This is a genomic window from Streptomyces sp. R44 (genome assembly GCF_041053105.1).
Classification (GTDB): Bacteria; Actinomycetota; Actinomycetes; order Streptomycetales; family Streptomycetaceae; genus Streptomyces.
Genome location: NZ_CP163444.1, coordinates 5257159 through 5280949, shown reverse-complemented (window position 1 = coordinate 5280949; position 23791 = coordinate 5257159). Strand labels below are relative to the sequence as shown.

Sequence of the window (23791 nt, the reverse complement as noted above, 5' to 3'; positions counted from 1 at the left end):
ACCGGCGGCGCTGAGAGGAGTACGGAGCCGTGCTGCGGCTCCGTGGACGACGACCGGGGCCTCTCCTGTGGGGGGTGGCGGCCCCGGTCGTCTCCCATTTCCCCCCATTTCCCCCTTCTTCTTTCCTTCTTTTCTCACTCTTTCTCGCGACGTCTCGCTTCCCGGGGCGCAGTACGCCCTTCGGGTGTCAACCGACCGTTGACAGTGGAGAGGTGTCAACCTAAGGTTGCCTCATGACGAATCCAGTCGGTCTGAATGTCCCTGTCCGTCTCGACGAACTCATCGAAGCCATCAAGAAGGTCCATCCGGACGCCCTGGAACAGCTCTCCGGCGCGGTCATCGCGGCGGACCACCTCGGCGACGTCGCCGACCACCTCATCGGCCACTTCGTGGACCAGGCCCGGCGCTCCGGCGCCTCCTGGACCGACATCGGCCGCAGCATGGGCGTCACCCGCCAGGCGGCCCAGAAGCGCTTCGTCCCCAAGGAGCCGGACGCCGAGAAGATGGACCCGAACGCCGGGTTCAGCCGCTTCACCCCGCGCGCCCGGAACGTGGTCATGGCCGCCCAGAACGAGGCCACCGCCGCCCGGAACGCCGAGACCCTCCCCGCCCACCTGGCGCTCGGCCTGCTCGCCGAGCCGGAGGGCCTCGCGGCGCACTGGATCACCTCGCGGGGCGTGACCCTCGACCAGGTCCGCGCGGCGGTCACGGCGACACTGCCGCCGGCCGCCGACGAGGTGCCCGCGCTCGTCCCGTACGACGCGGCGGCGAAGAAGGTCCTGGAGCTGACGTTCCGCGAGGCCCTGCGCCTCGGGCACAACTACGTCGGCACCGAGCACATCCTGCTCGCCCTCCTGGAGCACGAGGACGGGCAGGGCGTGCTGAGCGGGCTCGGCCTGGACAAGGCCACGGCGGAGCGGGAGATCGCGGAGACGATCGCCTCGATCGCGATCCAGGCGCCGGAGGCCTGACGGTCAGGCGGTGCGGGCCCGGCGGGAGACGACCGCGCGCAGCACCCGGCCGCCCTCGACCGAGAGTTCACGCGCCCGGCGCAGTCCGGTCGGGCCGTGGGCGACCGTTTCGAGGACGGCCTGCTGGCGTCGGAGCTCCCCGGCGAGCAGCGGGCCCGCGCCGTCCGCGTCCCCGGCCCGGCAGCGCTCGACGAGACCGTCGGGCACCCCCGCCGCGTCGAACCGCCCGTGCAGGGCGAGCGCCGTGACGGAGCAGTCCCCGGCCCAGGCGCGCAGGGCCTCGGCGGTCCAGGCCGCCGGGGCTTCGGCGAGCATGGCGCGTACGGCCCCGGCCTCCTCCGTACCGTCGACGTCGAGCTCGACGCGGGCCTTGGCGACGGCCTCGCCCCAGGCGCCGCCGTCGCCGCGCGCGACGGCGGCCCACACGGGGCGCAGGGCGTCGGCCCGGTCGGGGGCGAGCAGCGGCAGACAGCGGTCGAGGCAGGCGAGTCCGGCCGCGGCCAGCCCTCGCTCGTCGGCCCCGTCGATCAGTTCCAGCAGGCTCCGGCCGTTCACCGACGTCATGGACGCCTCCTCGCCACCCGATGCGGACGCAGTACTTCCACTACTGCGCCGGGGGGCGCTTTTTCGTCACTGCGCGGCCGGAATCATGCCAGTGGCCTTGGCGTGCTGCATAGAGGTCAGACGACGGACGAGGAGGATGGCGAGGACGGCGGTGACGAGGTTGAGGCCGTAGCCCGCGAGGGACCAGACGATCGCGATCTCCCAGGCCTCGACGGTTGCGGCGTCCTCGTACAGGCGCCCGGCGATCGAGTCCGTCACGCCGCTGACGACGAAGCACACCCACCAGCTGTTGAGCAGCGTCAGCTCCCCCTTGGCGTCGGCCGCGTACGGCTCCCAGCGGCTGGCCCGCCAGATCTCCGCGGCGACCGACCGCGGGATCCAGAAGTTGCCGATCGGGATGAACCAGCCGCCGATGGCATAGGCCGGCGTACGGGTCTGCAGGTCGGAGGCCCAGACCTCGGCGTTGTTCCGCAGCCGGTGGAACCAGATGATGAAGACGACGATGGTCGCCAGGTGCACCAGGCCGGCCAGGACGTAGGCGCCGTCGGCCGGCACGAAGGAGGCGGATTCGGGGTAGCCCGCGTCGTCGGCCCCCAGCTCACTCGCTTCGATGCCGGCGAGCACGACGTCGAAGAGGATGTTGCCCGCGAGCAGGGCCACGACGGCCTGCGCCAGGCCGTTCGGATTCTTGAGCATGCGCATGGTGTGGGTCCCCCCCATAGGGACGTGCGGCGACCGCTCGGCCGCCGCCGGGGGAACGTACGCGATGCGGACCGATCGCGTCCACGACAAAAATCAGGTCACCTTCGCCGCGAGCGCCTTGAACTGCTCCCAGGTCAGCGTCGGTTTCGCCGGGTCCCAGAGCTTCTGCGCGAGCGCCGTGAGCGGGAGGCGGATACCGGCTGCCACCTGAGCCTGCGTCTGGGCCCTCGGCAGGTCGCCCCAGACCGCGAAACGGGCGCCGAGGATCTGGGAGTCGTACCGCGCCGGCACCGGGGTCCGGCCGCGGACGACGAGCGGCGTCCACTCCTCGTAGATCCGGCGGCCGGTGGGGTACGTGAACTTGTTGGGCTGGCCGAGGACGTAATACAGGTACAGGTCGTTGAGGTTGACCAGCTTGCGGCCCGCGCCCAGGTACGAGACGGGCTGCCGGGCGCCGATCTCCTTGCCCGTCCAGTACTCGACCTCGATGTCCTTGGCCGCGGTCGCCACCCCGCCCGTGAAGAAGCCGTCGTTCCAGGCCTTGGGGATCTTCCCGGCGGGCCGGACGACGGCCGCGCGGTCGTTCAGCCAGCCGGTGGCGAGGTCCTGGACACGGCCGGAGGGCCCGTACTTCGCGCGCGCGGCCCGCGCCAGCTGCGGGTAGGTCGCCTCGGGGTTCTTCGACATGAGGGCGACGTACTCGTCGGCGCCGAGGTGGAACCAGGCCCCGGGGAACAGCTGGGCGTACTCGCGCAGCAGGTCGTCGACGATCCGCGCCGAGTCGGGGTCGGAGATGTCCACGGCCCCGCGCGGGGTCCGGCCGCTCGCGCTGACCAGCTGGAGGTTCGGGTGGGCGGCGATGACGGCGCCGAGGTGCCCCGGGGAGTCGATCTCGGGGATCACCGTGACGTGGCGGCTCGCCGCGAGGGCGAGGATCCGGCGGACCTCGGCCTTGGTGAGGTGCTGCGCGGAGACGACCTCGGGGTGGCTCGCGGACTCGATCCGGAAGCCCTGGTCGTCGGAGAAGTGCAGCCCGAGCTGGTTGAGCTTGAGGTCGCCCATCTCGCGGATGCGGTCCTCGATCCAGGCGGCGGTGAAGGGCTTGCGGGCGATGTCGACGTTGAGTCCGCGCTGCGGCTTCGCCGGCCGGTCGGTGACGGTCCCCTCGGGCATCGCGCCGGTGGCCTTGACCGACTGCTTGAGGGTGCGGGTGCCGTAGAAGACGCCGGCCTCGTCGGGGCCCGCGATCCGGACGCGGCCGTCGCGGACCGTCAGGGTGTACGACTCGGGGGCGCCCGTCCCGCCCACGGCCAGCTCCACGTCCCCGGGTCCGGCCGCGGCGGCGCCGCGGTACGGGATGCCGAGCTCCCCCGCGATCAGCCGGCCCTCGTCGGCGAGGGCCTCGCTGTTCGCGGCGAGGACGACCCCGCCCGTGGGCGCGGGCTTCCAGCCGGGACCGCGGGCGGCCTCGTGGGCACTGACGGAGGGGATGGTGCGCGGCGCGGTGGAGAGGGGGTAGGTCTTCGTCGGCGTCGGTTTCGGTGCCGGGGTGGTCGGCGCGGCGCTCGTGGGCGCGCTGCTCGCGGAGGCGCCCGGGGTGGTCGGACCTGACGGAGAACCGTTCGAGCAGGCCGCCACGGTGGCCAGTGCCACCGCGGTCGCCAGAAGTGCGGGGCCCCGGCGAGGCCCCCGGAAGGAGTAACGCATCACTCGGATCCTCCCCCACGGACGAGGGTCCGACCAGTCGACGGAGCCGGAAGCCGATCGTCCATCATGTGTTCCGAAACTCTCCCTTCCGGGTGAAATTCGCGCATCCGTCGGACACTTCCCTCATCCCGTCGATAACGTTGCGTCACGCCCACCCCGCCCGTCCCGGAGTACCGGAGCCCACGCTGACCCGCGACACCCACGCCCCCTGCCGGAAGCCGGGCTCCACGGACACGCCTGCGATACCTACCCAGCAGGGCGCGGCCCGGCATCTCTCCGGGCTCGTCCGCTTCAACGCCGCGTCGGCCGGGGCCGCGGAGGCACTCCTGTTCGATTGCTGTGCGAGTCGGCGCTGGGCCGAACGGGTGAGCGCGCACCGCCCCTACCCGACGCTCGACGCCCTGCTCGCCGCCGCGGACGAGGCCTGCTACGACCTGTCACGGGCCGAGCTGGACGAGGCGCTCGCCGCCGAGTCCGCCGCCGCCCCGCACCCCGACGCCCCGCCGGCGGCCCTCATGGCGCTGGGCGCCGCGCACGCCGCGTACGAGAGCCGCTTCGGGCACGCGTTCGTGATCAGCCTGGACGGAGTCCGGCCCGACGAGCGTCTCGACCGCGTACTGGCCGGTATCCGGTCACGTCTCGGCAACGAACCGGAGGAGGAGCGGGTGGTGGCCGCCGACGAACTCCGCCGGCTCGCCCGCGCCCGCCTCACCTTCGGCGTCACCACGCCGTGAATTCGTCCGAAATGCGGCGATTCGGGGCCGTGTGATAGTCCGTCCGTGCCTGTTTGATCACACCGATGGACCCCGCGCGAGCGAACCGACAAGTCGTCGCTACGATGACCGGGGCCGGTGGACCGTACCCGGCCGGGTCTGACCGACAGAGAAGCCGGCCGGCCCTGATCCCCGCTCCCGGAGGGTTTTTCCGTGCCGGCTGGAACGCTGTACCGCGGCCGGGAAGGAATGTGGAGCTGGGTGGCTCATCGAGTCACCGGCGTCCTCATCTTCTTCTTCCTGTTCGTACACGTGCTGGACACCGCTCTCGTCCGCGTCTCCCCCGAGGCGTACGACGAGGTCGTCGCGACCTACAAGACGCCGATCGTCGCTCTTCTGGAGTACGGCCTGGTCGCCGCCATCCTCTTCCACGCGCTGAACGGCCTCCGGGTCATCGCCGTGGACTTCTGGTCCAAGGGCCCGCGCTACCAGAAGCAGATGCTCTGGACCGTCGTGGGCATCTGGGTCGTGCTGATGGCGGGCTCGCTGTACCCCGTCCTCGGCCACGCCGCACGTGAACTGTTCGGGAGCTGACGCCACTCATGTCTGCTGACACGACCTCCGCAGCGATCGGCCCCGTCGAGGGCGGCGCGCACTACGACGTGGACAACCCCGCGCCGTACATCGAGGCCCCCCGCAAGCGCACGGGCAAGACCCCGCGCGCGACCCGCGGCAACTTCGAGATGGCCGCGTGGCTCTTCATGCGCCTCTCGGGCGTGGTCCTCGTCGTCCTGGTCCTCGGCCACCTGCTGATCCAGCTCTTCCTGGACGGCGGCGTCACCAAGGTCGGCTTCGCCTTCGTGGCCGGCCGCTGGGCGTCCCCGTTCTGGCAGGTCTGGGACCTGCTGATGCTCTGGCTCGCCATGCTGCACGGCGCCAACGGTCTCCGTACGGTCATCAACGACTACGCGGAGCGGGCCAACACGCGCCTGTGGCTCAAGGGCCTGCTGTACACCGCCACGGTGTTCACCATCCTTCTGGGCACGCTGGTGATCTTCACCTTCGACCCGAACATCCGCTAGGCACGGGGCTGAGGTAATCCACGTCATGAAGATCCACAAGTACGACACCGTCATCGTCGGCGCCGGCGGCGCCGGCATGCGCGCCGCCATCGAGTCGACGAAGCGCAGCCGCACCGCCGTCCTGACGAAGCTCTACCCCACCCGCTCCCACACGGGCGCCGCGCAGGGCGGCATGGCCGCCGCGCTGGCGAACGTGGAGGAGGACAACTGGGAGTGGCACACCTTCGACACGGTCAAGGGCGGTGACTACCTGGTCGACCAGGACGCCGCCGAGATCCTGGCGAAGGAGGCCATCGACGCCGTCCTCGACCTGGAGAAGATGGGCCTGCCGTTCAACCGGACGCCCAACGGGACGATCGACCAGCGCCGCTTCGGCGGTCACTCCCGCAACCACGGCGAGGCCCCGGTCCGCCGGTCCTGCTACGCCGCGGACCGCACCGGCCACATGATCCTCCAGACGCTGTACCAGAACTGCGTCAAGGAGGGCGTGGAGTTCTTCAACGAGTTCTACGTCCTGGACCAGCTGATCACCGAGGTCGACGGGGTCAAGCACTCCGCGGGCGTCGTCGCCTACGAGCTGGCCACCGGCGAGATCCACATCTTCCAGGCGAAGGCCGTGATCTACGCCTCCGGCGGCACCGGCAAGTTCTTCAAGGTGACCTCCAACGCGCACACCCTGACCGGTGACGGCCAGGCCGCCTGCTACCGCCGCGGTCTGCCCCTGGAGGACATGGAGTTCTTCCAGTTCCACCCGACGGGCATCTGGCGCATGGGCATCCTGCTGACGGAGGGCGCCCGTGGTGAGGGCGGCATCCTCCGCAACAAGGACGGCGAGCGCTTCATGGAGAAGTACGCGCCGGTCATGAAGGACCTCGCGTCCCGTGACGTCGTCTCCCGCTCCATCTACACGGAGATCCGCGAGGGCCGCGGCTGCGGTCCCGAGGGCGACCACGTCTACCTGGACCTGACGCACCTTCCGCCGGAGCAGCTCGACGCCAAGCTCCCGGACATCACCGAGTTCGCCCGTACGTACCTCGGCATCGAGCCGTACACGGACCCGATCCCGATCCAGCCCACCGCGCACTACGCCATGGGCGGCATCCCGACGAACGTCGAGGGTGAGGTCCTCTCGGACAACACCACCGTCGTCCCGGGCCTGTACGCGGCCGGCGAGGTCGCCTGCGTGTCGGTGCACGGCGCCAACCGCCTCGGCACCAACTCGCTGCTCGACATCAACGTCTTCGGCAAGCGCTCCGGCATCGCCGCCGCCGAGTACTCCGCGAAGCACGACTACGTCGAGCTGCCGGAGAACCCCGAGGCGCTCGTCGTCGCGCAGATCGAGAAGCTGCGCAACTCCACGGGCAACGAGCGGGTCGCCGACCTGCGCCGTGAGCTCCAGGAGACGATGGACGCCAACGTGATGGTGTTCCGCACGGAGCAGACCATCAAGACGGCCGTCGAGAAGATCGCCGAGCTGCGCGAGCGCTACGAGAACGTGTCCATCCAGGACAAGGGCAAGCGCTTCAACACGGACCTCCTGGAGGCCATCGAGCTGGGCAACCTGCTCGAACTGGCCGAGGTCATGGCCGTCTCGGCCCTGGCGCGCAAGGAGTCCCGCGGCGGTCACTACCGCGAGGACTACCCGAACCGCGACGACGTCAACTTCATGCGCCACACCATGGCGTACCGCGAGGTCGGCGAGGACGGCTCCGAGACCGTCCGTCTCGACTACAAGCCGGTCGTGACGACCCGCTACCAGCCGATGGAGCGTAAGTACTGATGGCTACCCCCGTACTGGACAAGGTCGAGGCGGAGTCCGCCGCCTCCCCGTACATCACGGTCACGATGCGCATCCGGCGCTTCAACCCCGAGGTCTCGGACGCCGCGGTCTGGGAGGACTTCCAGATCGAGATCGACCCGAAGGAGCGTGTCCTCGACGCCCTTCACAAGATCAAGTGGGACGTCGACGGCACGCTGACCTTCCGTCGCTCCTGCGCGCACGGCATCTGCGGCTCCGACGCGATGCGGATCAACGGCAAGAACAGGCTCGCCTGCAAGACGCTGATCAAGGACATCAACCCGGAGAAGCCGATCACGGTCGAGGCCATCAAGGGCCTCACGGTCCTCAAGGACCTCGTGGTCGACATGGAGCCGTTCTTCCAGGCGTACCGGGACGTCATGCCGTTCCTGGTCACCAAGGGCAACGAGCCGACGCGCGAGCGTCTGCAGTCCGCCGAGGACCGCGAGCGCTTCGACGACACCACGAAGTGCATCCTGTGCGCCGCGTGCACGTCGTCCTGCCCGGTCTTCTGGAACGACGGCCAGTACTTCGGTCCGGCCGCGATCGTCAACGCGCACCGCTTCATCTTCGACTCGCGTGACGAGGCGGGCGAGCAGCGCCTGGAGATCCTGAACGACAAGGACGGCGTGTGGCGCTGCCGCACGACGTTCAACTGCACCGACGCGTGCCCGCGTGGCATCGAGGTCACCAAGGCCATCCAGGAAGTGAAGCGCGCGCTGATCACGCGTCGTTTCTGACCACTGGTACGGCGGGAAGCCCGCTTCTGTACGCTGCGGCGTGCAGGAGCGGGCTTTTTTCTTTGTGGAGGACGGGGACTGATGAGCGAGCCGAACCCTTACGCGGAGGGTGAGTACAAGTGGGGGCCGGGGCAGCAGGGCGGGACGCCGGCCTACGGGTATCCGCAGGACGCGGCGCCCGGGGCACCGGCGTACGGGTACCCGCAGACGCCGCCGCCCTACCAGCCGACCCTGCCGGGCGGCGTGCCGGTGCCGCCGCAGCACGCGCCGGCGGGCGGCGGGGCGCCGGTGCTGAGCCTCGGTGACATCACCGTGGTCGGCGACCAGATCATCACGCCGGCCGGGAACATGCCCCTCAAGGGCGCCGTGTGGAACGCGATGGACATGTCGCGGACCGAGGAGAAGATGCCGACCGTGGCGATCGTCCTCGCCGTGATCTTCTTCATCTTCTGCCTGCTCGGCCTGCTGTTCCTGCTGATGAAGGAGAAGACCACGACCGGCTTCATCCAGGTCACGGTCACCAGCGGCGGGCGCCACCACTCGACGATGATCCCGGCGACCGGGCCGGACACCTTCCAGTGGGTGATGGGGCAGCTCAACTACGCGCGCTCGCTGAGCATGTGACGGAGGTCGTTCAGCCGCCGACCAGGGGAACGAGTCTGAGGAAGACGACCTCGGTCTCCGGACCCACCGTCACCGTCTCGTCGAGCTCCTCGATCTGACGGTCGCCCACCAGGACCAGGAAGCCGTTGCGCCCGAAGGCCTCGACGGCCCGGGCGAAGGCCGCTTCGGCGTCGGCGGCGGCCGCCTCGTGGGCGACCCGGCGGCGGATCAGCTCCCGCAGGGTGAGCCGTTCTTCCGTGACGGGCAGGCGGGGGCCGGCCGTGCGGCCCCCCGAGGTCGTCTCGTCGACGAAGGTCACCGTTCCCATGCCGAGCAGCGTAGGGACGGCCACTGACAGCGCCCCGTCAGGCGTGCCAGCCCTGGGCGGGGCCGCCCGCCTCGGCCTCGACCATGATCCGGCGCAGCAGGTCGTTGAGCAGGACGCGCTCCTCGGGGCCGAGGACACCGAGCAGCCGGTACTCCTCGTGGCCGAGGACGTCCATCGCGCCGAGCCAGGTCTCCCGGCCGGACGCGGTGAGTTCGACGACGACCCGGCGCCGGTCGGTCGTGGACGGGGTGCGGCGGACGAAGCCGCGCTTCTCCAGGACGTCGAGGCGCCCGGAGACGGAGGCGGGGGCCAGGTCGAGGTCCTGGGCGAGTTCGGAGGGGGCGGCGCTGCCGCCGCGGCCCGCGAGCTTGTGGAGGGTGTCGAACTCGTGGCGCTCCAGGTCGAAGTCGACGAGGGACTGCTCCCTGACCCGGCGCAGATGGACCGAGAGCTTCTTCATCCGGGTGACCGCGCCTTCGATGACGGGGTCGAGGCCGGGCAGGACGGGCTGCCAGCGGGCGACGTGGTCGTCGGTCCAGTCGCGCGGTTCCTGCGGTTCCTGCGGTTCCTCGGGGTGCGCCATGGGGTGATCGTACGTCGGCGGGGCACTCTTCTCACGAGAAGTATTTCGTTGACGAATTATTCGGTGCCGAAATACTCTGCGGTCCATGGCCACCGCCTCCCAGCGCCCCGTCGCGCCCCCGCCCGTCCCCCACCCCCTGCGCACCCGCTCCTTCCGCCTCCTCTTCACCGGACGCGCCCTCTCCCTCCTCGGCGACGCCGCCATCCCCGCCGCCCTGGCCCTCGCCGTCCTGGAGGCCACCGGCTCCACCTCGGCGCTCGCCCTGGTCCTCGGCTGCGCGATGGTCCCCAAGCTGCTCCTGCTGCCGGTGGGAGGCGTCGTCGGGGACCGTTTCGACGCCCGTACGGTCGCGCTCACCACCGATCTCGTACGCTGCGCCACCCAGCTCGTCGTCGGCGTCCAGCTGCTCGGCGGCACCCCCAGCCTCGCCGTCCTCGCGGTCGCCGAGGCCCTCGGCGGGGCGGCCGGAGCCTTCGCCATGCCGACCGGCTCGCCCCTGGTGAAGGGCACGGTGGAGGCGGAGTCGCTGCACCGGGCCAACGCCGCCATGAGCGTCGCCCAGAGCGGCAGCCGCCTCGCCGGACCCGCGCTCGCCGGCACCCTCGTCCTGACCGTGGGCCCCGGCTGGGCGTTCGTCCTGGACGCGGCCACCTTCGCCGTCAGCGCCCTGCTCCTGACGGCCGTACGGGTGAAGCGCGTCCCGATCCCGCGCCGTTCGCTCCGCGCCGACCTCGCCGAGGGCTGGCAGGAGGTCCGCTCCCGGGACTGGTACTGGACCAGCCTCGTCGGCCACAGCGCCTGGAACGGCGCCGCCGCCGTCCTGATGACCCTCGGGCCCGCGATCGCCGTGCAGCGGCTCGGCGGCGCCACCACCTGGGTCATCCTCCTCCAGGTCGGCGCCGTCGGCTTCCTCCTCGGGGCGCTGCTCGCCGACCGGGTCAACCCCCGCCGCCCGGTCCTGACCGCGAACCTCGGCCTCGCCACCTACGCGCTGCCGCTGGTCCTGCTCGCGCTCGCCGCCCCCGCGCCGCTGACGATCGCGGCGTACGGGCTAGCGCAGGCGGGACTCGGCTTCCTGTCCCCCGTGTGGCAGACCGCCGTCCAGCGCGCGGTGCCCGAGCACGCGCTCGCCCGGGTCACCTCGTACGACTGGCTGCTCTCCCTCGCCGCGATGCCCCTGGGCTACGCCCTGGCCCCGCTCGCGGCCTCGGCCTGGGGCCCCGAAGTACCGCTGCTGGCCGCCGCGGTGGTGGTCGGCGGGTGCTGCGCGGGGACGGCGCTGGTGCCGGGCGTGAGGCGGTTCGTCGCCTAGCGCTGCGCTGTCAGTGGGGTCCTCTACCGTCGTGGGCATGGTGGGGATCACGAGCCCGCACGACGGGCTGATGGAGGCGATGCGCCGCGAGCGCGCCGAAGGGCGGGGCCCGGTCGAGCAGTTCATGGACGGGCTCGACACCGCGGGGCTGCGGGCGTGCGCGCCCCTGCTCCAGCGCCTGGCGTTCCGTCCGGCGTACCAGGAGGCGGCCTCGGCGGCCCTCGCGGAGCTGGTCGAAAGGGAGTTGGACTGGACGGAGCAGGAGTCCGATCTGCTCCTCGCCCAACTGGTCGGCAAGGACGCCGAGGGAGCCCCGCACGAGGTGCGGGAGGACTTCTTCGACGTCGTCCCGATCGCGCTCGCGGCGGCCGGCCAGGTGGCCTCGCGGGGCGGCGAGTTCGACCGGACGCGGCTGCGGGCGCTCCGGCTCATGACGGAACGGGACACCGTCTACCACCGCGGCGCGCGGTACGACGGGATACGGGGCAGGATCGACGCGCTCCTGGACCGCGAGCCGGTGGTGGTGCCCGGTCGGCTCCCCCGCCGGCTGCTCGACTCGCTCGACGACTACGGGCCGGCGATGCGGGGCCTGCACGGGGAGCTGCTCGCGGGGGCGGGCGTGGCGGAGTTCCTCGGGCACTGCGCCCTGCTCGACAAGCCGCGCGCCACCCGGGTCTGGCGGCGCCGGTCCGCCGAGCTCCTCGCCGGGGCCGAGCGGGGGCCGGTGGTGGTGCGGTGTCTCCTGGAGGGGTTCCTCGCGCAGGAGGAGCACCGGCTGAGCGATCTCGGTCCCTGGTCCATGAGTTCCTGGGGGCTCACGAGCGGGCCCAACACGGACCTGGTCCGCGGGCTGTTGTGGGCGGCGCTCGACATCGACGCCGACTGGGTGGTGCCGGCGGTGGGGGCCGTCGCGCGCCACGCGGGGACCGGTCTCGGCGGCTCCGGCGGCAGCTGCCGCAGTCAGCCGCTGGCCACGACCGCCGTCGCGGTGCTCGGGGAGTGCGGGGGCGCCCGGGGCGAGGAGGCCGTGCAGTGGCTGGGGCGGCTGCCGAGGTCGGTGAAGAACCGGACGGTGAACAAGGGCATCACCAAGGCCCTGGAGGCGGTCGCCGCCCGCGCCGGGCTCACCCCGTCGATGCTCCGCGAGCGCGGGGTCGCCACGCTCGGTCTGGACGGGCGCGGGGTCCGGGAGGTGCCGCTCGGGGCGTACACGGCGGAGCTGTCGCTACGGGAGCCGGGCACGGTCGCGCTGTCGTTCAGGGGCCCGGAGGGGAGGCTCCTGAAGACGGCGCCGAAGGCGGTCCGGGAGGCGCGTGCCGAGGAGTTGAAGGAGGTCAGGGCCGGGGTCAAGGAGCTGAAGGCGCTGGTCGCCGCCGAGCGGTCGCGCCTTGAGGAGCACCTCGCGGCGGGGACGACCTGGTCTGCGGCGGACTGGCAGCGGTACTACGTCGACCATCCGGTGACGGGGGTACTGGCCCGCGCCCTGCTCTGGGAGGTCACGGAGGATGTCGAGGAGCCGTGGACGGCGGGCCTGCCGGAGCGCACCGGCGGCGGCTGGGCCCTCGCGGCCGAGGACGGGACGGCGCGTCCGGTCGGTCCGGGCGCCCGGCTGCGGCTGTGGCATCCGCTGCGGGCCGGCGGCGAGGAGGTCTCCGCCTGGCGGACGGCGGTGACGGAGCGGGAGGAGCGCCAGCCGTTCAAGCAGGTGTTCCGCGAGGTGTACCCGCTGACTCCGGCGGAGCTCGTGACCGGCTCGTACTCCAACCGTTTCGCGGGGCACGTCCTGCGGTACGGGCAGGCGCGGGCCCTGATGACCGAGCGCGGCTGGACCGGGAACCACCTGGGGTACTTCTCGGACGGCTGGTCCTCGGAGCTGGTGAAGGAGCTGCCCGCCCCGGGCGAGCTGCCGGCCGGCGAGGGGGCGCGCTGGCGGGCCCGGTTCTTCGTGGAGCTGGTCGACGAGGGCGCGAGCCGGGACGGGGTGGCCCGGCTCTGCTCCACGGACCAGGTGCGGTTCGAGAGGAGGACGGGGGCGCGGGGCGCCTGGGAGGCGGTCGCGCTCGCCGGCGTACCGGCGCTGGTGCTCTCGGAGGCGCTGCGGGACGTCGACCTGTTCGTGGGGGTGGCGTCGATCGGGGCGGATCCGAACTGGCGGGACCGCGGGGAGGACCGGGCGTACGACGGGTACTGGGAGAGCTGGTCGTTCGGTGAGCTCACGGAGTCGGCGCTGATCCGGCGCGAGACGCTGGCCCGGCTGCTGCCCCGGACCCGGATCGCGGACCGGGTGGAGCTGACCGACCGGTTCCTGCGGGTGCGGGGCGAGCTGCGAGCGTACCGGATCCATCTGGGCTCGGGGAACGTGCTGATGGAGCCGGACGACAGCTATCTGTGCATCGTGACCGACCGTTCCCGGGACCGGGGGAAGGTGTTCCTGCCGTTCGAGGAGGACGGCGGACTGCTGTCGGTGATCCTGTCGAAGGCGCTGCTGCTCGCCGCCGACGACCGGATCACCGACGCGACGATCACCGCGCAGATACGCCGGGGCTGAGCTCGGAGACCTCGGCCAGGAAGGAGAGCAGCAGCCGGGCCGTCTCGTCGGGGCGTTCCAGGGCGGGGAGGTGGCCGGCCCAGTCGAGGTCGACGCGGCGCGCGGCGGGCAGGAGCTTTCCGAGCTCGTCGGCGACGGCCCGGAAGTCGGCCAGGTCGTGGGCGCCGGCGGCGACGAGGGCGGGGGCCTGGATCCGGGCGAGGTCGTCCCGGGTGACCTCGGCGGGGACGGGGTGGTGCTCCTCGGGGGCGGCGAGCTGGAGGTCGAAGGCGCGCCGCTGCCCGTCCCGTACGAGGGCGCGGGCGGCCTCCGGGGCCTCGGGGCCCAGCCAGGTGTCGACGTTGAGCTCGACGGCGGCGTCGAGGTCGCCCGCCTCGATGAGCGCGTCCTCGCGGGCGCCCCAGGCGCGCAGCTCCGGGCTCGGCGCCATGCCGGGCATCGCGGGGCCCAGGAGCGCGAGGGCGGAGACGCGGCCGGGGTGGAGGGCGGCGAGTTCGAGGGCGACGCGGCCGCCGAAGGAGGAGCCGACGACGGCGGCGCGCTCGGCGCCGAGGTGGTCGAGGAGGGCGCGTACGTCCTCGGCGTGGGTGTGCGGGGCGTCGATCGGGCTGTCGCCGAAGCCGCGGAGGTCGCAGCGGACGACACGGTGTCCCGCCTCGGCCAGCGCGTGGAACTGCCCGTCCCACATCCGGCGGTCGCAGACCCCGGAGTGCAGCAGGACGACGGTCGAGGGGCCGGTGCCGGCCAGGTCATGAGAGAGCGTCACCCGCCCGACCCTAAGCGCCGGGCTCCTGCCTGGCCACCCCGAACAGAACCCCCGCCACCAACTGACTTGAACACGTTCAAGAGGAGGTCTACAGTCATGACTGCCAGCTTTTGAACGCGTTCAAGGGAGGGTGGGGCATGGACCTCACTGTCGTCGCGTACATCGTCTACCTGCTGATCAGCGTGGCCCTCACCATCTGGGTCGCCCGCACGCTCAGCCGCAACGGAAGGATCTTCCTCTCCGACGTCCTGCACGGGAACGAGAAGCTCGCGGACGCCGTCAACCACCTCCTCGTGGTCGGCTTCTACCTCGTCAACTTCGGCTTCGTCGCCCTCTACCTGAGCCAGGACGCCGCCGTCATCGACGCCCGGGCACTCTTCGAGGCCCTCTCCGTCAAGCTCGGAGTGGTCCTGCTCGTCCTCGGCGTCATGCACCTCGGGAACGTGTACGTGCTCAACAAGATCCGCCGCCGCGGGGTCATGGAGCGCGAGCAGGTGCCCCCGGTCGGCCCGCAGGGCTGGACCGCGAACCCCAAGGGCGGCCCCTGGGCCCCGCCCGCGCCCCAGGCCTGACCGTGGCGCCGGCCCCGGCGAGGCCCACGACCCCCGTGGGACGCCTGACCGTGCTGTACGACGCCGACTGCCCGCTCTGCGTGCACCTCAGGCACTGGCTGCTGCGCCAGCGGCAGCTCGTCCCGCTCGACCTCGTACCCGCGGGATCGCAGCAGGCACGGCGCCTCTTCCCGGCCCTCGACCACGCCGCGACCCTGCGGGAGATCACCGTGATCGGGGACCGGGGCCAGGTCTACCGGGAGACCTCCGCCTGGATCGTCTGCCTCTGGGCCCTGGCCGACCACCGGGCCAAGGCCCATTGGCTCTCCACCCCCGCCGGACAGCCCTTCGCCCGGATGACCGTCCTGGCGGCCGCGAAATGGCGCGAGGCCCTCAAGGGGCCGGGACAGGAGGACGGCCACGGCGGGGACGGGCGGTGCGGCGACGGGCGCTGCGAGGCGCCAGGTCCGCCCGGTTAGGCTCGGGTCCGTGACGGAAGAGAAGAAGGCCCCCAAGAGCGAGCAGACCCGCACGCTCATCCTCGAAACCGCGCTCCGGCTGTTCAAGGAGCGCGGTTACGACAAGACGACGATGCGGGCCATCGCCCAGGAGGCCGGGGTCTCCGTCGGCAACGCGTACTACTACTTCTCCTCCAAGGAGCACCTCGTCCAGGGCTTCTACGACCGGATCGCCGAGGAGCACCAGGCGGCCGTCGAGCCCATCCTGACCGGCCCCGAGAAGGACCTCACCGCCCGGATCCGCGGGGTCTACCTCGGCTGGCTCGACATCGCGGAGCCGTACCACGAGTTCGCGGCCCAGTTCTTCAAGAACGCCGCCGACCCGGACAGCCCGCTCAGCCCCTTCTCCCCCGAGTCGGAGGGCCCGCGCGAGGCGGCGATCGAGGTGCACCGGCGGGTCATCTCCGGAGCCACGGTCAAGGTCGACCCCGAACTGAGGGAAGCGCTCCCGCGGTTGCTGTGGCTCCAGCAGATGGGCCTCGTGCTGTTCTGGGTGTACGACCGCTCGGAGGGCGCGGCGAACAGCCGGCGCCTGGTGGAGCGCCTCGCGCCGGTCACCGCCCGCGCGATCTCGCTCTCCCGCTTCCGGATCCTGCGTCCGCTGGTCAAGGAGACGCACGAACTGCTCTCCGACTTCATGCCGACGGCGGCCGGAATGGCGGCCTCGGGCAAGCCCGAGAAGAAGACGAGCGCGAAGCCGCAGGAGGCCTCGTAAGAGGCCTCCCGAGGGATCCTCAGATCCAGCTGAGCTCCCACAGGCGCCAGATGCCCGTGCCGTCCGTCAGGTACTGGGAGCCGGCGACCGCCTCCGTGGACAGGACGTAGTCCTTCTTCTGCCACAGCGGGACGAGCGGGACGTCGGAGGCGACCTCGTCCTGGATCTCCTTGAAGTCGTTCGTCGCCCTGGCCCGGTCGCTGTACTGCTGCGTCGAGGAGATCAGGCTGTCGATCCGCTTGCTGGAGAAGCCGTTGTGCAGGGTGTTCGCGGTGCCGACGAGCGGCGCGGTGAAGCTGTCGGAGTCGGGGAAGTCGGGGAGCCAGCCGACGGGGTAGGCGTCGTAGCTGCCCTTCGCGTAACCCTTCTGGAAGCTCTGCCAGTCGGCCTCGACGACCTTGACCTCGAAGAGGCCGGTCTCCTCCAGCTGCCGCTTGACCTCGGCGGCCTCGGCGGCGTAGGTGGCGTCCTTGCGGAAGCCGTACGTGAACTTCACCGGCGTCTTGACCCCGGCCGCCCTCAGGAGGCCCTTGGCCTTCTTCGCGTCCGGCTGCGGGTAGACGTCGAAGAAGGCGGTGCTGTGGCCGACGAAGCCCTGCGGGATGAGGGAGTACAGCGGCTCGACCGTGCCCTTGTAGGCGCCCGTGGTGATCGCCGGGCGGTCGAGGACGGCGGCGACGGCCTGCCGTACGGCCTTGTCCGCCATGGGCGAGCCGGGCCGGACGTTGAAGTTGAGGTTGCGGATCTCGGCGCTCTCCGCCTCGGTGACGCGGGTCCCGTCCTTGGTGTCCAGGGTGGAGAGGAAGGCCGGCGGCAGCTGGCGGTGCGTCACCTGGACCTCCTTCGCCTTCCAGGCCTTGGCGAGGTCCTCGGACTGGCCGAAGTACTTCACGAGGACCGTGTGGCCGGCCTTGCTGACGGCGCCCTTGTACCGGGGGTTGGGCTCCAGGCGGGCGGACTCGCCCTCCTTGTACTCCTTGAGGAGGTACGGCCCCGAGCCGTCGACCGCGGTGCCCGTGCGCAGCCTGTCGGCCGGGTACTGGTCCTTGTCCACGATCGAGCCGGCGCCCGTGGCCACCTTCAGCGGGAACGTGGCGTCACGGCCGCTCAGGTGGAAGGTGACCGTACGGCCCTCGGCCGAGACGTTCTTCAGGGTCGGGAAGAGCGGCTGCGGGCCGACGTCCGTCTTGATGCGCAGCATGCGCTCGAAGGAGTACTTGACGTCCTCGGCGGTGATCTTGCGACCGCTGGCGAAGGTCAGGTCGTCGCGGAGCGTGCACTGGTACGTGGTGAGCCTGGTGCCCACGAACTTGCAGCTCTCGGCGGCGTCCGGGACCGGCTGGCTGAGGCCCGGCTTGAACGTCAGCAGCGACTGGAAGACGTTGCTGTACATGGCCCAGGAGCCGGCGTCGTAGGCGCCGGCCGGGTCGAGCGAGGTCACCTCGTCGGTGGTGCCGACGGTGATCGGGTCGGTCCGCTCGCCGTCGGAGGGCAGGAGTTGCCAGCCCCCCACTCCGGCGGCCACCAGTACTCCACAAGTGATGAGGATCCGCAGACGGACCGTCGACCGCATTGCCGTGCTTCCTTTTTTTGGATACCACCCCTGATGCGACGGCCCCCGGAAACGTCGCGATGGCTGCATCCCATCACACGGGTTTCACAAGTGGAAGAGAAAACTTTCACACCACAGGTATATGTCCGGGATATGAGAATTTAAGCCGATGAGCAGCACGTATCGACTCCGGCGCGGGGAGTGACACGTTCCGTTCAGGCCTGTTTCGAGGCGAGTTCGACGATCGTGATGTCGGAGGGCGCCCCCACCCGCACCGGCGGCCCCCAGGCACCCGCGCCCCGGGAGACGTACAGCTGGGTGTCCCCGTACCGTTCGAGCCCGGCGACGGTCGGATTGGCCAGTTCGGCGAGGTAGTTGCCGGGCCAGAGCTGGCCGCCGTGGGTGTGGCCGGAGAGCTGCAGATCCACCCCGTGGCGTACGGCGTCGTGGATGACGATCGGCTGGTGCGCGAGGAGCACCGCGGCGCGGGCCCGGTCGCGGTCGCCGAGGGCCCGCCCGAAGTCGGGGCCCCGGCCCTCGCTCTCCCCCGCGACGTCGTCGACGCCGGCGAGGTCGAAGCCGGCCGGGATCTCCACGCGCGCGTTGCGCAGCGGGTGCAGGCCGAGTTCCCGGACGTGGTCGACCCAGGCGTCGGCGCCCGAGAAGTACTCGTGGTTGCCGGTCACGAAGAAGGAGCCGTGCCGGGCGCGGAGCCGGGCGAGCGGCTCGGCGGCCGGGCCGAGGTTCTCGACGGTGCCGTCGACGAGGTCGCCGACGACCGCGATCAGATCGGGCTGGGCGGCGTTGATCGAGTCCACGATCCGCTGGGTGTGGGCGCGGCCCAGGATCGGCCCGAGGTGGATGTCGGACACGACCGCGATCCGGTAACCGTGCGCGGCGCGCGGGATCTTGGCGAGCGGGACGGTGACCCGCTTGACCCGGGGCCCGCGCAGCACCCCGTACGTGCCGTACCCGACGGTCCCGACGGCGACGGCGGCAGCGGACCCGGCGACGACCCGGGAGACGAAGAGACGACGGGAGGGGCCGAGGGCCGCGGGCTCGGGCTGCTCGGCGGCCGCCGTCACGGACGTGGGTACGGGTACGGGGGCGGCCACGGGCTCCGCCGCACGGCGGCGCAGCCAGGCGTGCAGGAGCGGCCGGACGGCCTCGCCGGCCAGCAGCGCCAGGACCAGGTACAGGAGCACGGCGAGCCAGAGGAAGCCGGGCCAGGCGACCGCCTGCTGGAGCGCGAAGGGCGCGCCGGCCCGCGAGGAGACCAGGGCGGCGATCGAGAGCAGCGGCAGGGCCACGACGGCGGCCGTACCGAGCCGGCGCGGCAGCCCGCCGGGCGCCGTGACGTCGCGCACCAGACGCCGCCACACGTACCAGTGCACCGTCCCGAGCAGCGCGAGCACCACGACCAGGACCAGCAGAAAGACGACCACGCCCCCGGAACCCCTCTTCTAGGCGTCCGCGCGGCGCGCGGCGCGCACCCCGCGCAACCCGATCACGCCGATCACCGTCCCCAGGACAAAGGACGTGACGGCAAGCAGCAGATGAACCCAGAAGTAGGCCGTCGGGTCGCCCGCGTCGTCGAAGGCGAGGCCGCTCCCGTCGTTCCAGAGGTTCTTGACGAAAGTGACCCAGATGAACCAGGACCACATGCCGAACGCGAGCAGGAACCAGGAGACACGGCGGCTGAGCTTCATGACCCCAGTATCACCGTCCGTCCCATGGCCCCCGCTTCCGGGTGGACGAGCGCGGCTGAACCGCCTGCCGGGGTTCGTGTCGGTCGTGCGTACCTGTACGTTCTCGACCGTGTCTGCTTCGAAGAAGACCGCTTGGGCGGTCGCCGCTGCCGTGTTCCTGCCGCTCGTCACCGCCGCGCCCGCGGCCCACGCGGACGGAAAGGACGGGAAGGACAAGCAGCCCAAGCCTCCCGCCGTGATGTCCGGTGTCGGCGGTGCGCAGCTCGGCAAGCCGGGGACGCAGGTGCAGCTGCTGCCCGGTGCCCCGGTGCTGCCGAAGGAGCTGTCGGGCCGTTCCTGGATCGTCGCGGACGCGGAGAGCGGCCAGATCCTCGCCGCGCACAACGCGCACTGGCGGCTCGCCCCGGCCTCCACGCTGAAGATGCTCTTCGCGGACACCCTGCTGCCGAAGTTCCCCAACAAGACGGAGAACCACCTGGTCACCAACCAGGACCTGGCCGGCATCGGGGCGGGCTCCAGCCTGGTCGGCATCAAGGAGAAGCAGACCTACAGCGTCCGCGATCTGTGGCTCGGGGTCTTCCTCCGCTCCGGCAACGACGCCGTCCACGTGCTGACCAGCATGAACGGCGGTCTCAGCCGGACCGTCGCGGACATGAACGACCACGCGGCCGACCTCCAGGCCCTCGACACCTACGTGGTCTCCCCGGACGGCTACGACGCCCCGCGCCAGGTCTCCTCCGCGTACGACCTGACGCTCATCGCCCGCAACGGCATGCGGAAGGAGGACTTCCGCGAGTACGCCGCCACGCCCCGCGCCGCCTTCCCCGGCGAGGCCAAGCCGGGCAAGAAGCGCGAGACCTTCGAGATCCAGAACACCAACCGGCTGCTCACCGGTGACATCGGCGTCGCCCCGTACCAGGGCATCGCCGGGGTCAAGAACGGCAACACGACGCACGCGGGCGCGACCTTCACGGGTGTCGCCGAGCGCAACGGCAGGGTCCTGCTCGTCACCGTCATGAACCCCTCCTCGAAGGAGCAGCACGCGGTCTACCTGGAGGCCGCCCGGCTGCTCGACTGGGGCTTCGCGGCCGCCGGGAAGGTGACGCCGGTCGGTGAACTGGTGCCGCCGCGCTCGGAGCGCACGGCGTCCGCCACCCCCGACGACGGGACGGCGCCGGCACCCGGCAAGAACGCCCCGAAGGAGCCCGCCCACGCGTCGGCCGCCCAGAAGTCCGGCGGGATCGGGATCGCCCTGGGCGTGGCGGGCGGCGTCCTGGTCCTCCTGGCCGCGGCCGTCTTCCTGGTCAACCGCCGCTGGCCGCTGGCCGCGGGGGCTGCGCGGCGCCGCCGTTCCGAGGACCTTCCGGAGACTCGGGAGTCCGAGGACCCTCAGGGGACTCCTGACCGTCCGGGGTCGTCGTCTCCGTCTTCCTCCGACCCGGCTCCGTGACCGTCCACGCCGCGCAGAACAGCAGCAGCTTCGCGGTGAAGTTGATCCAGAGGAGCAGGGCGACCGGCACGCCGAACGCCCCGTACATCGACTTCGCCGCGACCCCCCTCATGTAGCCGCCGAGCAGCAGCTTCAGCAGCTCGAAGCCGACCGCGCCCATCAGCGCCGCCACCACCAGGTCGCGGCGGCGCGGTTCGACGCCCGGCAGCAGCGTGAGCACGTACAGCAGGATCAGGAAGTCGGCGACGACGGCGACGAGGACGGCGGCCGCCTGGAGCAGTACGCCGCCCGCGCCCCCGCTGGAGATGCCGATCCGGTCGGCGCTCCAGCCGACGGCGGTGGAGCCGAGCCAGGACGCGGCGAGCGAGGCGACCGCGACGCCGCCGAGGCCGAGGAGGATCAGCCCGTCCTTGCCCTTGAGCAGGAACGGGTTGCCCTCGACGGCGTCCAGTCCCCAGACGGCACGCAGGCACTCGCGCATGGAGCCGATCCAGCTGACGCCGGTGACGAGGAGGACGATGCCGGCGACGAGCCCGATGGTGCCGGCGTTGGCGACGAGCCCGGCGATGTCGAGCTGGTCGGAGATGCCGGGCACCTGGTCGCTGATCTTCTTCTCGATCGTGTCGAGCTGATCCGGCGTGAGGAGCGCGGCGCCGATCGCGGCGGCGACCGTGATCAGCGGGAAGAGGGCGATGAAGGAGACGAAGGTGATCGCGGCGGCGAGCCGCGTCCAGTGCGCCTCGTCGAGGGTCTCGTACGCGTGCCAGGCGTGGGTCCGCATGAGGCGGGTCACCCACGGGCCGATGACGGGGAGCTTGCTCAGCCAGTCCATGTCGTACGTCTACTCCTCGCGCCGTCGGATCACCCGGGTGGTCGGATGCCCCGGTGACGAGAATCCCCTGCCGGGGCTCACAGACCCGCGACCGACATCCCGTACAGCGCGGCCCATGCGAGGCCGATGACGGCGAGCGGCCGGTCGCGCAGCACGACGTCCTCGGGCGCGCCCGCCGCGCCGCGGTCGGCGAAGACGGCGTACCGCAGGACCCCGAGGACGAAGGCGCCGACGGAGAGCTGACGCCACGGCAGGGACGTCTCCACCGGGCCCGCCTCCAGGGCCCACAGGCAGTAGCCGAGGACGGCGGTGCCGGCCGCGAGCTGCCAGACGAACCGGAGGTACCCCGTCGTGTACTGGGTGAGCAGCGCGCGCGTGGCGCCGTCGGTGCCCTCCATCTGGACGGCCTCGGAGTACCGCTTGGCGGCGACCATGAAGAGCGCGCCGAACCCGGTCGTGATGAGGAACCAGCGGGAGAGCGGGATGCCGAGCGCGACCCCGCCGATCATCGCCCGCATGAGGAAGCCGGTGGCGACGACGGCGAGGTCGACGACGAGGACGTGCTTGAGGCGGACGCAGTACGCGACCTGCATGGCGAGGTACGCGACGAGCAGGGCGGCGGTCAGCGGGCCGCACAGGAACGCGGCGGCGACGGCGGACCCGAGGCCGAGGACGATGCCGGTGCCGGCGGCGAGAGCCGCGGACACCTGTCCCGAGGCCACGGGGCGGCGGCACTTGGCGGGGTGGGCGCGGTCGGCCTCGGCGTCACGGGCGTCGTTGAGGAGGTAGACGGCGGAGGCGGCGGCCGTGAAGAGGGCGAAGACGAGGGCGAGCCGGGCGCCGGTCTGCCAGGAGCCGAGGCGTCCGGCGGCGGCGGGGGCGGCGAGGACGAGGACGTTCTTGACCCACTGCCGGGGCCGGGCGGTCCGGACGAGCCCGAGCAGCCGCCCACCGCGTGTGGGCGCGGGCGTGTGCTGGACGACGGCGGGGGCTTCGAGGACGGCGGCCCCGGCCCGCTCGCTCACGAGAGCCCCTCGCCACGCGCGCGCGTGGGGGCGACGAGGAGACGTCGACCGGCGGCGGCCGTGGCGGCGCCGAGCAGGGCGCCGACGGCGACGTCGCTCGGGTAGTGGACGCCGGCGACCAGACGGGAGAGGCACATCGCGCCGGCCACGGGGGCGGCGAGCCGGCCGGCGGTCGGATGGAGCACGCCGAAGGCGACGACCGCGGCGGCGGCGGAGGTGGCGTGGGAGCTGGGGAAGGAGTGGCGGCCGGCTGTACGGACCAGGGGCTCGTACGTGCCCGGGGCCGGCCGGGGCCGCCGTACGAGCCGCTTGACGCCCATGCTGGCCAGGTGCGCGGTGGCGACGAGGGCGGTACCGCGCAGCCAGTCGCGCCGGCGCGGCGGGTCGAGGGCGGCGGCCGCGAGCCCGGCGGCCAGCCAGAGGGCGCCGTGCTCGCCGCTGAGGGAGAGCCCACGGGCGGCGACGGCCACCCGCGGCCGATGCCCGCATTCCCGCAGCGCGGCGAGCACCCGGCGCTCGACGAGGAGCCAAGGCGGCTCGCCGGGCGGCGCGGCCGGGGCGTCGTCTGCGGGGGCGGACGCTTCGGCGAGCGGTCCGGCGGACGGCCCGGCCGGGACGTCGCTCGTAGGGGCGGGCGGCGCGGCCGGGACGTCGCCCGTAGAGGCCGGTGACACGGCCGGGGCGTCGCCCCTAGGAACGGGCGGCACCGCCGGGGCGTCGGGCTCGTCGGGCCGTCCCGTCGGGGCCGGCGGCGGCGTGTCCGGGCGCCCGGTGGTGGGACCGGCCGGGGCTGCGGCCGGGCCCACGTCGTCCGCGCGGCCGGGCGCGGCCCCGCCCGGCCGTTCCGCTTCGGCCCGTTGTGCGTCGCGCATCCGTGTTGCCCCCTGTCGGGCCTCGCCGTTCGAGTCGGTCTACGTGACTCTCGCTCGGGCCGCGGGCGAGGGCACGAGGTCTCTTTCCTGACACTCCTTTAATCACCCATTTCGACGAACCGGCATGCAATACCGGCATAAGGCACAAGC

General features: G+C 72.0%; 24 protein-coding genes and 1 pseudogene. 13 read left to right on the top strand and 12 right to left on the bottom strand.

All coding sequences use genetic code 11. The features are described from left to right. Window positions 1-233 precede the first annotated feature (233 nt). The gene (locus AB5J54_RS24715) at window positions 234-971 is read left to right on the top strand and encodes a Clp protease N-terminal domain-containing protein (RefSeq protein ID WP_369146085.1); all 738 of its coding nucleotides are present in this window, start codon (window positions 234-236) and stop codon (window positions 969-971) included. 3 nt (window positions 972-974) lie between these two features. Here AB5J54_RS24715 and AB5J54_RS24710 read toward each other — a convergent pair whose 3' ends face one another. The 3 genes from AB5J54_RS24710 to AB5J54_RS24700 form a co-directional block, all read right to left on the bottom strand. After that, entirely contained in the window at window positions 975-1535 is a 561-nt protein-coding gene (locus AB5J54_RS24710) for a hypothetical protein (RefSeq protein WP_369146084.1), read from the bottom strand. A 66-nt stretch (window positions 1536-1601) separates the two neighbouring features. Beyond that, the gene (locus AB5J54_RS24705; protein WP_369146083.1) at window positions 1602-2231 is read right to left on the bottom strand and encodes a DUF4328 domain-containing protein; all 630 of its coding nucleotides are present in this window, start codon (window positions 2229-2231) and stop codon (window positions 1602-1604) included. Window positions 2232-2330: 99 nt separating this feature from the next. Continuing rightward, entirely contained in the window at window positions 2331-3944 is a 1614-nt protein-coding gene (locus tag AB5J54_RS24700) for a glycoside hydrolase family 20 protein (RefSeq protein WP_369146082.1), read from the bottom strand. 242 nt (window positions 3945-4186) lie between these two features. Between AB5J54_RS24700 and AB5J54_RS24695 the strand changes: the two genes are divergently transcribed. From AB5J54_RS24695 to AB5J54_RS24670, 6 genes are all read left to right on the top strand, one after another. After that, window positions 4187-4678: a 2-oxo-4-hydroxy-4-carboxy-5-ureidoimidazoline decarboxylase gene (locus tag AB5J54_RS24695; RefSeq protein WP_369149447.1), complete on the top strand. Its 492-nt coding sequence runs from the start codon at window positions 4187-4189 to the stop codon at window positions 4676-4678. Between the two features lie 192 nt (window positions 4679-4870). Continuing rightward, window positions 4871-5251: a succinate dehydrogenase, cytochrome b556 subunit gene (gene sdhC, locus AB5J54_RS24690; protein WP_015035721.1), complete on the top strand. Its 381-nt coding sequence runs from the start codon at window positions 4871-4873 to the stop codon at window positions 5249-5251. Window positions 5252-5259: 8 nt separating this feature from the next. Next, entirely contained in the window at window positions 5260-5739 is a 480-nt protein-coding gene (locus AB5J54_RS24685; RefSeq protein ID WP_366040856.1) for a succinate dehydrogenase hydrophobic membrane anchor subunit, read from the top strand. 25 nt (window positions 5740-5764) lie between these two features. Further along, window positions 5765-7519, top strand: a complete 1755-nt coding sequence (sdhA, locus tag AB5J54_RS24680) for a succinate dehydrogenase flavoprotein subunit (protein ID WP_369146081.1) — start codon at window positions 5765-5767, stop codon at window positions 7517-7519. Further along, window positions 7519-8277 (top strand): succinate dehydrogenase iron-sulfur subunit, encoded by a 759-nt coding sequence (locus AB5J54_RS24675; RefSeq protein WP_041130880.1) that lies wholly within the window; start codon window positions 7519-7521, stop codon window positions 8275-8277. The genes sdhA and AB5J54_RS24675 overlap by 1 nt, the downstream gene beginning before the upstream one ends. A gap of 81 nt (window positions 8278-8358) precedes the next feature. Then, on the top strand, window positions 8359-8901 hold the full coding sequence (locus AB5J54_RS24670; RefSeq protein ID WP_369146080.1) for a hypothetical protein: 543 nt from the start codon (window positions 8359-8361) through the stop codon (window positions 8899-8901). 10 nt (window positions 8902-8911) lie between these two features. Here the strand turns inward: AB5J54_RS24670 and AB5J54_RS24665 are convergent, their stop codons facing one another. Together AB5J54_RS24665 and AB5J54_RS24660 are read right to left on the bottom strand one after the other, a co-directional pair. Beyond that, window positions 8912-9208 carry a hypothetical protein gene (locus tag AB5J54_RS24665; RefSeq protein ID WP_369146079.1) on the bottom strand — a complete coding sequence of 99 codons (297 nt, stop codon included), beginning with the start codon at window positions 9206-9208 and terminating at the stop codon, window positions 8912-8914. Window positions 9209-9245: 37 nt separating this feature from the next. Beyond that, entirely contained in the window at window positions 9246-9791 is a 546-nt protein-coding gene (locus AB5J54_RS24660; RefSeq protein WP_369146078.1) for a MarR family winged helix-turn-helix transcriptional regulator, read from the bottom strand. Between the two features lie 85 nt (window positions 9792-9876). On the opposite strand from AB5J54_RS24660, the gene AB5J54_RS24655 reads away from it, so the two are divergent. Both AB5J54_RS24655 and AB5J54_RS24650 read left to right on the top strand, forming a co-directional pair. Then, window positions 9877-11103 (top strand): MFS transporter, encoded by a 1227-nt coding sequence (locus AB5J54_RS24655; RefSeq protein WP_369146077.1) that lies wholly within the window; start codon window positions 9877-9879, stop codon window positions 11101-11103. 37 nt (window positions 11104-11140) lie between these two features. After that, complete coding sequence (locus AB5J54_RS24650) at window positions 11141-13651, top strand: DUF4132 domain-containing protein (RefSeq protein ID WP_369146076.1); 2511 nt, start codon at window positions 11141-11143, stop codon at window positions 13649-13651. Here AB5J54_RS24650 and AB5J54_RS24645 read toward each other — a convergent pair. Then, window positions 13626-14417 carry an alpha/beta fold hydrolase gene (locus tag AB5J54_RS24645; protein ID WP_369146075.1) on the bottom strand — a complete coding sequence of 264 codons (792 nt, stop codon included), beginning with the start codon at window positions 14415-14417 and terminating at the stop codon, window positions 13626-13628. The two genes, AB5J54_RS24650 and AB5J54_RS24645, sit on opposite strands and share 26 nt — an antisense overlap. Before the next feature lie 137 nt (window positions 14418-14554). Between AB5J54_RS24645 and AB5J54_RS24640 the strand changes: the two genes are divergently transcribed. Genes AB5J54_RS24640 through AB5J54_RS24630 form a run of 3 tightly spaced genes read left to right on the top strand, consistent with a single transcriptional unit; the run spans window position 14555 to window position 16201 of the window. After that, window positions 14555-14989, top strand: a complete 435-nt coding sequence (locus AB5J54_RS24640; RefSeq protein WP_369146074.1) for a hypothetical protein — start codon at window positions 14555-14557, stop codon at window positions 14987-14989. A 35-nt stretch (window positions 14990-15024) separates the two neighbouring features. Beyond that, window positions 15025-15447: a thiol-disulfide oxidoreductase DCC family protein gene (locus AB5J54_RS24635; RefSeq protein ID WP_369146073.1), complete on the top strand. Its 423-nt coding sequence runs from the start codon at window positions 15025-15027 to the stop codon at window positions 15445-15447. A 10-nt stretch (window positions 15448-15457) separates the two neighbouring features. Next, window positions 15458-16201, top strand: a complete 744-nt coding sequence (locus AB5J54_RS24630; RefSeq protein WP_369146072.1) for a TetR family transcriptional regulator — start codon at window positions 15458-15460, stop codon at window positions 16199-16201. Window positions 16202-16220: 19 nt separating this feature from the next. Here AB5J54_RS24630 and AB5J54_RS24625 read toward each other — a convergent pair whose 3' ends face one another. From AB5J54_RS24625 to AB5J54_RS24615, 3 genes are all read right to left on the bottom strand, one after another. Next, window positions 16221-17774, bottom strand: coding sequence for an ABC transporter substrate-binding protein (locus tag AB5J54_RS24625; protein WP_369146071.1), 1554 nt, complete (start codon window positions 17772-17774; stop codon window positions 16221-16223). Between the two features lie 194 nt (window positions 17775-17968). Further along, window positions 17969-19198, bottom strand: a complete 1230-nt coding sequence (locus AB5J54_RS24620; RefSeq protein ID WP_369146070.1) for a metallophosphoesterase — start codon at window positions 19196-19198, stop codon at window positions 17969-17971. Between the two features lie 18 nt (window positions 19199-19216). Beyond that, window positions 19217-19462: an SCO4848 family membrane protein gene (locus AB5J54_RS24615; RefSeq protein WP_369146069.1), complete on the bottom strand. Its 246-nt coding sequence runs from the start codon at window positions 19460-19462 to the stop codon at window positions 19217-19219. Between the two features lie 109 nt (window positions 19463-19571). On the opposite strand from AB5J54_RS24615, the pseudogene AB5J54_RS24610 reads away from it, so the two are divergent. Then, window positions 19572-20786, top strand: a pseudogene (locus AB5J54_RS24610) (D-alanyl-D-alanine carboxypeptidase family protein); the annotation flags it as partial. Here AB5J54_RS24610 and AB5J54_RS24605 read toward each other — a convergent pair. The 3 genes from AB5J54_RS24605 to AB5J54_RS24595 form a co-directional block, all read right to left on the bottom strand. Then, the gene (locus tag AB5J54_RS24605) at window positions 20767-21744 is read right to left on the bottom strand and encodes a YihY/virulence factor BrkB family protein (protein ID WP_369146067.1); all 978 of its coding nucleotides are present in this window, start codon (window positions 21742-21744) and stop codon (window positions 20767-20769) included. The pseudogene AB5J54_RS24610 and the gene AB5J54_RS24605 sit on opposite strands and share 20 nt — an antisense overlap. Before the next feature lie 77 nt (window positions 21745-21821). Further along, window positions 21822-22769, bottom strand: a complete 948-nt coding sequence (locus tag AB5J54_RS24600) for a decaprenyl-phosphate phosphoribosyltransferase (RefSeq protein WP_369146066.1) — start codon at window positions 22767-22769, stop codon at window positions 21822-21824. Beyond that, window positions 22766-23278: a phosphatase PAP2 family protein gene (locus tag AB5J54_RS24595; protein WP_369149446.1), complete on the bottom strand. Its 513-nt coding sequence runs from the start codon at window positions 23276-23278 to the stop codon at window positions 22766-22768. Before AB5J54_RS24595 ends, AB5J54_RS24600 begins: the two co-directional genes overlap by 4 nt. Window positions 23279-23791 lie beyond the last annotated feature (513 nt).